The organism is Nonomuraea sp. PA05, from assembly GCF_008086045.1.
Taxonomy (GTDB): domain Bacteria; phylum Actinomycetota; class Actinomycetes; order Streptosporangiales; family Streptosporangiaceae; genus Nonomuraea; species Nonomuraea monospora.
The window spans coordinates 72867-83147 of sequence record NZ_VSEY01000051.1 but is presented as its reverse complement, the minus strand read 5'-3'; the positions used below and the strand labels follow the sequence as shown (position 1 = coordinate 83147).

The window sequence follows — 10281 nt, the reverse complement described above, 5'->3', positions numbered from 1 at the left end:
CGCGGCTAGCGGTGGCTCACGATCTTTCGTGATAATGCTGCAGTGATCGCGGTCGGGGCGAGAGCGATACCACGGCTGATCATCGTGCTGGCCCTGCTCGCGCCGCTGCTGGCGGCCAAGAAGCAGGAGCCGGCCGAGGTCGGCGCCGCCGCTGTGCCTTCTCCCGTGGCGGCGTCCACGGTGCGCCAGGCCGCGGCCGTGCCGGGCCTGCGGCTGGCCGAGGAGCGCCTCGTCAGGGAGCCGGTGGCCGAGGTGCCGGCCAAGCGGATCTCCAAGCGGCTCGACGGCTACCTGGCCGGTCGGCAGGGGACGGTCACGGCGATGGTGAAGGAGCTGGAGACCGGGCGGGTCTACCGGTATCACGCGGGCGAACGGCTCATCACGGCCAGCGCGGCCAAGGTGCAGATCCTCATGGCGCTGTTGTCGCGTACGCCGTGGAAGAGGCTTCCCGCGGAGGTACGGCGCGATGCCGAGCAGATGATCCGCTACAGCGACAACCACGCGGCCGACCGGCTGTGGTTGCGGATCGGGGGCGCGGCGGGGTTCAGCGCGGCGGGGAAGGCGTTCGGGTTGAAGCACACCAGGGGCGTGCCGGGGAGCTGCGTCGACCTGTACTGCTGGGGCATCACGGAGACGTCAGTGGACGACCAGGTGCGGCTCATGCAGGCGCTGGTGTCAGGGAAGAGCCCGCTCAAGGCAGCGGAACGCGAGCAGGTGCTCAGGCTCATGGGCGCCGTCGTGGACGGCCAGGACTGGGGTATCAGCGCCGCCGCGTGCCGAGGCGAACGGGTGGCGCTGAAGAACGGCTGGCTCAAGCGCGTCTCGAACAAGCTCTGGGCCACGATCAGCGTCGGGCTGATCAGAAGTGACGGGCGCGACTACGCCGTTGCCGTACTCACCGAGGGCAGCCCTGAGGTGGGGTACGGCATCGCGACGGTCGAAGGCGTGGCTGAGCGGATCATGCGTGACTTCCGGCGATGCCGGGCGTGACGAGCCGGTAGCCCACGCCGCGCACGGTCTGGATGAGCTGGTCGTCCTCGTCGCCCAGGCGCGCCCGCAGCCGCTTGACGTGCACCGCGATGGTGTTCGTCGAGGTGTTGGCGGCGGCGTGCCAGACGTGGCGCATGATCTGCTCGCGGGTGACCGTGCGGTCGGCGTTGCGCATCAGATACTGCAGGAGCTCGAACTCGCGCAACGGCAGGTGCACGGCCCGCCCGGCCACGCGTACCTGATAGGCCTGTACGTCCAGCTCGACCCCGCCCACGGCGAGCACCTTACGGGACTCGGGCGAGGCCGCCTGGATGAACGGCAGCAGCTCAGGCACCCTGTAGGGCCTGGCCACGCAGGCGGCGGCGCCGGCCGCGAGCGCGCGTACGGCCTGCTCGGCGTGCCCCTCGCCGACGCCGAGCAGCACGGGCACGGCCCGGGCCCGACGTACGGCGCGGACGAACTCGACCGCGTCGATGACCGGCAGCGTGGCCGAGACGAGAACCACGTCCGGCTGGAGGGCGCCCGCCTGCAGCAGCCCCTGCGCGCCGTCAGGGGCCCCGGTCACGGCCACGCCCTCGCGTTCGAGGGCCGTGGCCACGTCGTCCACGACGGAGTCGTCGGGGTCGGCGATGAGCAGTACGGGCTTGGTCCTCGTGTCCCCGTTCATCGTGGATGCCGCCTGCTGTCGGGTCATCAGCCGAAGCGCCCCGTGATGTAGTCCTCGGTCGCCTTCTGCGTCGGGTTGGTGAACATGCGGGACGTCTCGTCCATTTCCACGACCTTGCCCGGTTGCCCCTGCGCGGCCAGGTTGAAGAACGCCGTCCTGTCGCTGACGCGGGCGGCCTGCTGCATGTTGTGGGTGACGATGACGATCGTGTACTGGTCCTTCAGCTTGGCCATCAGGTCCTCGATGGCCAGCGTGGAGATCGGGTCGAGGGCCGAGCACGGCTCGTCCATCAGCAGGACCTCCGGCTGCACCGCGATGGCGCGGGCGATGCACAGACGCTGCTGCTGACCGCCGGACAGGCCGGCGCCGGGCTTGCTGAGGCGGTCCTTGACCTCGTTCCAGAGGTTGGCGCCCTTGAGGGAGGTCTCGACGATGCCGTCCATCTCGGACTTGGCGATGCGGCCCCGGTTGAGGCGGAGGCCGGCGGCCACGTTCTCGTAGATCGACATCGTCGGGAACGGGTTGGGGCGCTGGAAGACCATGCCGATCGAGCGGCGCACGGACACGGGCTCCACGGTGGGGGCGTAGAGGTCCTCGCCGTCGAGCAGCACCTTGCCCTCCACACGCGCGCCGGGGATGACCTCGTGCATGCGGTTGAGCGTGCGCAGGAAGGTCGACTTGCCGCACCCGGAAGGGCCGATGAAGGCGGTGATCGAGCGGGGCTCGATGGTCATGGACACGTCCTCGATCGCCTTGTGCGACCCGTAGTACGCGTCCAGCCCCGAGACCTGGATCTGCTTGGACATTGTGGCGGTTTCCCCCTATCGGCCCTTGGCAGGCGAGCGCCACCAGGCGATCAGGCGCGCCACCAGGTTGAGCAGCATGACGATCAGGATGAGCGTGAGTGCTCCGGTCCACGCCCGGTCGATGGCGGTGTCGTTTGGACGGGCCGCCTGGTCGAAGACGAAGAGCGGAAGGCCCATCTGCGGCCCGGTGAACGGGTCGTTGTTGATGGAGTTGGTGAAGAACACCGTCATCAGCAGCGGCGCCGTCTCGCCGGCGACGCGGGCCACGGCCAGCATGACGCCGGTGACGATGCCGGTGAACGCGGTCGGCAGCACGACCTTGACGATGGTGCGCCACTTCGGCACGCCCAGCGCGTACGACGCCTCACGCAGGTCGCCCGGCACCAGGCGGAGCATCTCCTCGGCGGATCGCACGACCGTCGGCATCATCAGGATGGACAGCGCCATCGCGCCCGCCCAGCCGGAGTAGTCGAAGCCGAGGAAGAGGATCCAGAACGCGAGGATGAACAGGCCCGCAACGACGGAAGGGACGCCGGTCATGACGTCCACGAAGAAGCTGATCGAGCGGCTGAGCCGGCCGTTGCGGCCGTACTCGACCAGGTAGATGGCGGTGAGCAGGCCGATGGGCACCGAGATGACGGAGGCCAGCAGCACCTGCTGGAGTGTGCCGATGATGGCGTGGTACGCGCCGCCGTTGGCGTCCCTGGCTCCGATGCCGTTCATGGAGTGCGTCAGGAAGTCCAGGTCGAAGCGCTCCAGGCCGTTCGAGATGACCAGCCAGAGCACGGAGACGAGGGGCACCACGGCCAGCGCGAACGCCAGATAGACCAGGCCCTGGACGACCCGGTCCTTGATGCGGCGGCCGGTGGAGATGTGTTGGATCGTGGTCATGCGCCGGCCCTCGCGTACTCCTTACGACGGTTGATCACAAACCGAGCGGCCATGTTGACCAGCAGCGTGATGACGAACAGCACCAGACCGGACGCGATCAGCGCGCCCCGGCCGATGTCGTTGGCCTCGGCGAAGCCGTTGGCGATGTTCGCCGCGATGCTGTTGGCGTTCGGGGTGAGGATCTCGAAGCTGATCTCGAACGTGGCGGGGAAGATCAGCGCGACCGCGATGGTCTCGCCCATGGCGCGGCCGAGGCCGAGCATGGCGGCGCTGATGACGCCGGGGCGGCCGAACGGCAGCACGGCCATCCTGATCATTTCCCAGCGGGTCGCGCCGAGCGCGAGCGCCGCTTCCTCGTTCATCTTCGGCGCCTGGAGGAACACCTCGCGCGAGATGGCCGCGATGATCGGCAGGATCATGATGGCCAGCACGATCGCGCCGGCGAGCATGGTCTTGCCGCCGATGATGCCGTCGCCGGCGAACAGCGGGAACCAGCCGAGGTTCTCGTTGAGCCACTGCGACGGGGTGCGGAGCAGCGGCACCAGGAACGCCACGCCCCACAGGCCGTACACCACGCTGGGCACGGCGGCGAGCAGGTCGATCAGGTAGCCGAGCGAGGCGGCCAGCTTGCGCGGCGCGTAGTGGGAGATGAACAGGGCCACGCCGACCGCGATCGGGGTCGCGATGATCAGCGCGAGCAGTGAGCTGAGCACGGTGCCGAACGCCAGGGCGGCGATGCCGAACTCGCGGCTGGCGTTGGGCTCCCAGGTCAGCTCGGAGAAGAAGTTGGCCTTGTTCGCCTGAAGGGCCGGGATCGCCTCGCTGATGAGGAACACGGCGATGGCCGCCATGATCGCCAGCAGGGTGACTCCGGCCGCGGTCGACAGGAAACGGAAAGGCGCTTCACCGCGGCTGCGCCGCGAGGCGGACCGGCTCGTGGCCGGCCCGCCGTCACGGGTCTGTACGTTGGTCGCCATCGGGGATTAGGAGATCGCCTCGACCGCGGTCCGGACCTTGGTCAGCAGACCGCCCGAGAGCGGGGCGTAGCCCAGCTCCTTGAGCGCCGCCTGGCCCTCGTCGCTGGAGGTGTACTGGAGGAAGGACTTGACGACCTTGGCCTCCTCGGCCGGCAGGCCCTTCTCGCAGGTGATCTCGTAGGTCACCAGGACGATCGGGTAGGCGCCCGCGGTCTTGGTGGCGTAGTCGATCGACAGGGCGAGGTCGTTGCCGGTGCCCTTGACCTCGGCGGTCTCGACCGTCTTGGCCGCGCTCTCCGGGGTGAGCTCGACGAACTCGCCGGCGCCGTTGGCGACCTTGGCCTTCTGCAGCGAGGAGTTCTCGGCGTAGGAGAGCTCGACGTAGCTGATCGCGCCCTCGGTGTCCTTGACGGAGGAGGCGATGCCGTCGGAGCCCTTGGAACCCTGGCCCTTGGCCTCGGCCGGCCACGCCTTGGCGGGCTCGTACGGCCACTCGGCGGTGGCCTTGAGGAACTTCGTGAAGTTGTCGCTGGTGCCCGACTCGTCCGAGCGGTGGAAGGCCTGGATCGGCGTGGAGGGCAGCGTAGCGTCGGGGTTGTCGGCCTTGATGGCGGCGTCGTCCCACTTGGTGATGGTGCTGTTGAAGATGCCGCCGAGCGTCTTGGGCGACAGCTGCAGGCCCTCGACACCGGGCAGGTTGTAGACGACCGCGACCGGGCCGGTCACCATCGGGATGTTGATGGCGTTGCCGGTCTTGCACCGGGCGTTGGCCTGGGTGGGCTCGTCCTCCTTCAGCGCCGAGTCGGAGCCGGCGAAGGACACCGTGCCCTGGATGAACGCCTGCACGCCCGCGCCCGAGCCGCTGGGCTGGTAGTTCAGGGTGACACCAGGGTTCGTGGCCGTGAAGTTCTTCGTCCACTCGGTGATCGCGTTGGCCTGGGCCGAGGAGCCCGCGGCGTTGATCGTGCCACTCAGGCCACCGTTGTCGTTGCCCGCGGCGGGTGCGCTGGCGCTGGCGGAGCTGGTGCTCCCGGTAGCGCCGGTGTTGTTGTCTGTGCCGCACGCAGCGAGCGAGAGCGCGCCGACGACGGCGACGGCGGCGAGCCGGCCTGCATACTTCACGGTTGGGTTCCTCCCACTTGGTCCTTAGTCGCCATGAAGGTATGCAGCGAAGGTGACTCAGACCCCCTATCGAGGGTGAACGTTCGGTGAACGCACCAGGTCACCCTCATGATGGGTGCTATGACTTATCGCGTATGCGTGGTGTGCATGGGGAACATCTGCCGATCGCCGATGGCGGAGGTGGTCCTCCGTCAGACGCTCGCCGACCGCGGCCTGGCCGAGCGTGTCGTCGTCGAGAGCGCCGGGACGGGCGGGTGGCACGTGGGCGATCCGATGGACGAACGGGCGCTGGAGATCCTCGCCGATCACGGTTACGACGGGTCCACGCACCGGGCCCGGCAGTTCACCAAAGACTGGTTCGACCGCTACGACCTCGTCCTCGCCATGGACAGGGACAACCTGTCCAACCTGCGCCGGCTGGCGTCCGCCGGGGTGGAGGTGCGGCTGTTCCGCTCGTTCGACCCGGCGGCGCCGGAAGGGGCCGAGGTGCCCGATCCGTACTACGGGGGCCGGGAGGGGTTCGAGGAGGTGCTGGGGCTCGTCGAGGCCGCGGCCGAGGGCGTCGCCAAGCATGTCTCCGGCGCGCTCGATGAGATTCACTGAGGAGCTCGGCTCGTCGCACGGCCGCCGGTTGCGGCGGGGCGTGCTGGACGACGGGCGTGAGGTGTTCGCCAAGAGCGGCGACGCCGCCTCGGAGCTGTTCGCCTCCGAGGCCGCGGGGCTGCGCTGGCTGGGTGAGGCCGCCGCGGTGCCCGAGGTGATCGAGGTGCGGCCCGACCGGCTCGTGCTGTCCTGGGTACGCCAGGAGCGGCCCGAGGCCGCGGCTGCCGAGCGGTTCGGGCGGTCGCTGGCGCGGCTGCACCGGGCCGGGGCGCCCGCGTTCGGTGCGCCGTGGGCGGGGTTCATCGCCGAGCTGCCGATGGACAACTCGCCGTGCGACGACTGGCCCGCCTTCTACGGTGAACGGCGGGTGTTGCCGTTCCTGCGGCTCGCCGGGTTGCCTGCCGCCGACGTGGCGCTGGTGGAGCGGGCCGTGGGGCGGATCAGGGAGGTGGCGGGGCCCGCTGAGCCGGTCGCGCGCATTCATGGGGATCTGTGGAGCGGGAACGTGCTGTGGGCCGGTGGCGGCGGGGTGCTGATCGATCCGGCCGCGCACGGGGGGCATCGGGAGACGGATCTGGCGATGTTGCAGTTGTTCGGGTTGCCGTATCTGGATCGGGTGATGGGGGCTTATCGGGAGGAGTGGCCGTTGGCGGAGGGGTGGCGGGAGCGGGTGCCGCTGCACCAGCTTCACCCGCTGCTGGTGCATGTGGTGCTGTACGGCGCGGGTTATCGGGAGAGTCTGATGGGGGCGGTACGGCGGGTGCTGGCGCTCTGACCTGTGCTTCAGGTCGTCGCGCGCTTGCGGTAGGCGCGTTGCTGGCACGCGCGTGAGCAGTACACGCGGGGACGGCCTGGCGTGGCGGCGGGCTCCAGCGCCTTGCCGCACTCCGGGCATGTTTCGTCACGGGTTTCGTCACGCTCTTGGATGAGGGTCTCGATGCCGTCCAGGAGGCGGCGCAGGCCGAACTCGAAGGAGTCCTCCGGATGGTGCCAGCCGCCGGACTCCCACAGGTGCGTGATCGCGGAGTAGCGGTCGAGGCGTTCGTACAGGCTGTCGCGGCCGCCCCACCACTCCTCCTCGGACACCCCGCTGCGGCGCTCCTCGCGCTGCCTCTCCACCAGCACCAGCGCCTCCGCGTCCACGAACCGGCCGAGCAGGCCGATGGTCGCGATCACCTCGGACGGCCTGAGCGCGGTGCCCGTCAGCGTGGCGAGCATGTCGTCGTAGTGGGCGACGCCGCGCGGGCCAGGCAGGTGGCGGGTGCCGCGCACCTCGGCCAGCCAGGGATGGCGCTTGCGGATCTCCCACGCCTGCCTGGCGATCGCCTCCAGCCTGGCTCGCCACCCTTCCTCCGCCGGCGGCGCCGGCGGGTGCTCGCCCATCACCTCGTCGCTCATCAGATCGACGAGCTGGTCGCGGCCGGGCACGTGCCGGTAGAGCGACATGGTCGTGAAGCCGAGCCGGTCGGCGACCTTGCGCATGGACAGGCCCTCCAGCCCCTCGGCGTCGGCCAGCTCGACCGCGGCCCGCACGATCCTGCCCACGTTCAGGCCTGGCCGCGGCTCGGGCTCCTCCTGCTGCCGCCACAGCAATTCGACGGGATCCTGGCTCATTGGCATGCTCCACAGTTTATGGTGTACTCCTCCGTGTACGGCATATACAAGTGGAGGTGGCTGAGAATGTTCCATGTGTCTCCCGAGGGCGACGACTCCTGGGAGGGCTCCGCGACGCGTCCGTTCCTGACGCTGGAGCGTGCCCGGTCCGCGGCCCGCGAGGTCGCCGGCGACGTCGTCGTACGGCTGAGGGGCGGCGTGCACGCGCTGACCCGGCCGTTCGAGCTCACGGAGGCCGACTCGGGGACGGTCTACGAGGCGTACGGCTACGGGACCGCCGAGCAGGAGGAGGCGGTGGTGAGCGGCGGGAAGCCGATCACGGGGTGGCGGGAGCGGGACGGCGTCTGGCTGGCCGGGGTCGGCGACCTGGAGTTCCGCCAGCTCTACGTGGACGGCCGCCGGGCCGCCCGCGCGGCCATCCCCGGGCTGCCAGGGGCGGCGGAGGCGACCGCGACCGGATACGTCACGGACAGCGCGGAGCCGCTCGGGTGGCGGGACGCCGAGTTCGTCCACCGGGGCGTCTACCCGTGGACGGAGGCGCGGCTGGCGATGGCCGGGGCCTCGGACGATGGGGGCAGGACGGTGATCACGATGGCCGAGCCGGGGTTCGGGTGGGCCATCGAGCTGTACAACTCCACGTGGGAGGGCAACACCTCGCGCGGGCCCGGGCTGCCGACGGCGATCGAGAACGATCCGGCCTTCCTGCGTGAGCCCGGCACGTTCGTGCTCGACCGGTCGCGGCCAGGAGATCACGTGCTGATGTACCTGCCGCTGCCCGGTGAGGATCCCGCGCGCACGGTCGTGATCGCGCCGGTCCTGGAGACGCTGGTGCGGGTGGCGGGGGTGCGGGAGGTGGCGTTCAAGGGGCTGGTGTTCGCCGACGCCACGTGGTCGCGGCCGGGGCGTCCCGAGGGGTTCGTGCACTACCACGGGAGCGGCTACTACGAGGGCGGCGGGGTCGAGACGGCCGTCCTGGGAGAGGGCGCGAGCGTGACGTTTCCTCAGGCTTCCGTCACGATCCCGGCTTGTGTGCGGTTCGAGGACACGGTGGGGGCGGTGGTCGAGGGCTGCCGGTTCACCCGGCTAGGAGCGTCCGGGCTGGGGGTTTCCGGGGGCGAAGGGCTGGCCGTGCGCGGCTGCGAGTTCGACACGCTGTCCGCCGGCGCCATCGTGGTGTCCGGCGGCCGGGCGACCACCCTGGAGGACAACCGGGTGCGGCGGATCGGGCTGGAGTTCAGCGGGTCGCCGGGGATCGCCGTCACCGGCACGCGGGGCTGCGTCGTCGCGCACAACGAGGTGCGCGAGGTGCCGCACTGCGGCATCGTCGCCGGGACGGGCGAGGGCATCCGCATCCTGCGCAACCTCACCGTGGACACCATGCAGGTGCTGGCCGACGGGGGCGGGGTGTACCTGAGCGGGCCGCAGGGGGAGGGGGCCGAGGTGCGGGGGAACGTGATCATGGACACGCGCACGCCGTACAACTTCGGGCTCTACCTCGACTACGGGGCCAGCGGCGTGACGGTCGAGGAGAACGTCGTCATGCGCGCCGACAACACGTCCGTCCTGCATGTGGGGCCGCCGCTGGAGGACGTCGTCTTCCGGGGCAACTTCTGGGACGCCGACCCGCTCGGGCACGACGATCCGCCGAGCGGGGTCACGTACGAGGGGAACGTGACCATCAAGGATGAACGGGAGCTGAACGCCGCGACCGAGGCCATCCGGTCGCGGGCGGGCCTGCTGCGGCCCCGTGGCTAGCTTCTGATCGAGGTGCCGTTGAGGCGGTTGATCACCTCGTCGTGCAGGACGCCGTTCGTGCACACGAGGCTGCCGCCCTCCAGGCCCTTCACCCCGGCGGTGTCGGTCCAGACGCCGCCGGCCTCCTCGACGATCACGGTGAGCGCGGCCATGTCCCAGGGGGACAGCTCCGGCTCGGCCGACAGGTCCGCCGAGCCCTCGGCGACCATCATGTGCGACCAGAAGTCGCCGTAGGCGCGGGTGCGCCAGCAGGCGCGGCTCAGGTCGAGGAAGTTGTCGAGCTTGCCGCGCTTCTCCCAGCCGCCGAAGCTCGAGTACGAGAACGAGGCGTCCTCCAGCGCGGACACCGACGACACCCGCATCCGGGACGCCTTCGTCAAGCTCTTGCCCGTCCACGCGCCGCCCTCGGTCGCCGCCCACCACCGCCGGCCGAGGGCGGGCGCCGACACCAGCCCGACCACGACCTTGCCGTACTCCATGAGCGCGATCAGCGTGGCCCAGACCGGCACGCCGCGCACGTAGTTCTTGGTGCCGTCGATGGGGTCGATGATCCACGACCGGGCGCCCCAGCCGGTCTTGCCGAACTCCTCGCCCACCACCGCGTCGCGGGGTCTGGCACGGCGCAACGTGCCCCGGATGGCCTCCTCCACCGCGCGGTCGGCGTCGCTGACCGGCGTCAGATCGGGCTTGGTCTCGACCTTGAGGTCGACCGCCTTGAACCGCCGCATGGTCAGGTCATCGGCGGCGTCCGCCATGACATGCGCGAGGCGAAGATCATCGTTATAACCCTGCACGATCGCCCACGCTACCGTGTCGGGTATACAGAACATCAGTCACTAACGCCCCTTTTCTGGTA

The 10281-nt window shown here is 70.0% G+C and carries 11 protein-coding genes; 4 read left to right on the top strand and 7 right to left on the bottom strand.

Annotated elements, in window-relative coordinates:
* Positions 1 to 42: 42 nt before the first annotated feature.
* Positions 43 to 990 (top strand): class A beta-lactamase-related serine hydrolase, encoded by a 948-nt coding sequence (locus tag FXF51_RS51430; protein ID WP_262380439.1) that lies wholly within the window; start codon positions 43 to 45, stop codon positions 988 to 990.
* Here FXF51_RS51430 and FXF51_RS51425 read toward each other — a convergent pair.
* From FXF51_RS51425 to pstS, 5 genes are read right to left on the bottom strand one after another with little or no spacing between them, the layout of a single operon-like run.
* Positions 959 to 1657, bottom strand: a complete 699-nt coding sequence (locus FXF51_RS51425; protein ID WP_262380438.1) for a winged-helix domain-containing protein — start codon at positions 1655 to 1657, stop codon at positions 959 to 961. The genes FXF51_RS51430 and FXF51_RS51425 overlap by 32 nt on opposite strands.
* Before the next feature lie 26 nt (positions 1658 to 1683).
* Positions 1684 to 2463, bottom strand: a complete 780-nt coding sequence (pstB, locus tag FXF51_RS51420) for a phosphate ABC transporter ATP-binding protein PstB (RefSeq protein ID WP_148442160.1) — start codon at positions 2461 to 2463, stop codon at positions 1684 to 1686.
* A 15-nt stretch (positions 2464 to 2478) separates the two neighbouring features.
* Entirely contained in the window at positions 2479 to 3354 is an 876-nt protein-coding gene (pstA, locus tag FXF51_RS51415; RefSeq protein WP_148442159.1) for a phosphate ABC transporter permease PstA, read from the bottom strand.
* Positions 3351 to 4331, bottom strand: coding sequence for a phosphate ABC transporter permease subunit PstC (gene pstC, locus FXF51_RS51410; protein ID WP_148442158.1), 981 nt, complete (start codon positions 4329 to 4331; stop codon positions 3351 to 3353). Before pstC ends, pstA begins: the two co-directional genes overlap by 4 nt.
* 6 nt (positions 4332 to 4337) lie before the next feature.
* A complete protein-coding gene (pstS, locus tag FXF51_RS51405; protein WP_148442157.1) occupies positions 4338 to 5453 on the bottom strand; it encodes a phosphate ABC transporter substrate-binding protein PstS in 1116 nt (371 codons plus the stop codon).
* 120 nt (positions 5454 to 5573) lie between these two features.
* Here pstS and FXF51_RS51400 point away from each other — a divergent pair, with 120 nt between their 5' ends.
* Both FXF51_RS51400 and FXF51_RS51395 read left to right on the top strand, forming a co-directional pair.
* Positions 5574 to 6056: a low molecular weight protein-tyrosine-phosphatase gene (locus tag FXF51_RS51400; protein ID WP_148442156.1), complete on the top strand. Its 483-nt coding sequence runs from the start codon at positions 5574 to 5576 to the stop codon at positions 6054 to 6056.
* Positions 6043 to 6831, top strand: coding sequence for a fructosamine kinase family protein (locus tag FXF51_RS51395; protein WP_148442155.1), 789 nt, complete (start codon positions 6043 to 6045; stop codon positions 6829 to 6831). Before FXF51_RS51400 ends, FXF51_RS51395 begins: the two co-directional genes overlap by 14 nt.
* An 8-nt stretch (positions 6832 to 6839) precedes the next feature.
* On the opposite strand, the gene FXF51_RS51390 is transcribed toward FXF51_RS51395, so the two are convergent.
* On the bottom strand, positions 6840 to 7670 hold the full coding sequence (locus FXF51_RS51390) for a TetR/AcrR family transcriptional regulator (protein ID WP_222871840.1): 831 nt from the start codon (positions 7668 to 7670) through the stop codon (positions 6840 to 6842).
* Between the two features lie 66 nt (positions 7671 to 7736).
* Between FXF51_RS51390 and FXF51_RS51385 the strand changes: the two genes are divergently transcribed.
* On the top strand, positions 7737 to 9425 hold the full coding sequence (locus FXF51_RS51385; RefSeq protein WP_222871839.1) for a right-handed parallel beta-helix repeat-containing protein: 1689 nt from the start codon (positions 7737 to 7739) through the stop codon (positions 9423 to 9425).
* On the opposite strand, the gene hisN is transcribed toward FXF51_RS51385, so the two are convergent.
* Complete coding sequence (gene hisN, locus FXF51_RS51380) at positions 9422 to 10219, bottom strand: histidinol-phosphatase (protein ID WP_148442153.1); 798 nt, start codon at positions 10217 to 10219, stop codon at positions 9422 to 9424. The genes FXF51_RS51385 and hisN overlap by 4 nt on opposite strands.
* Positions 10220 to 10281: the final 62 nt, after the last annotated feature.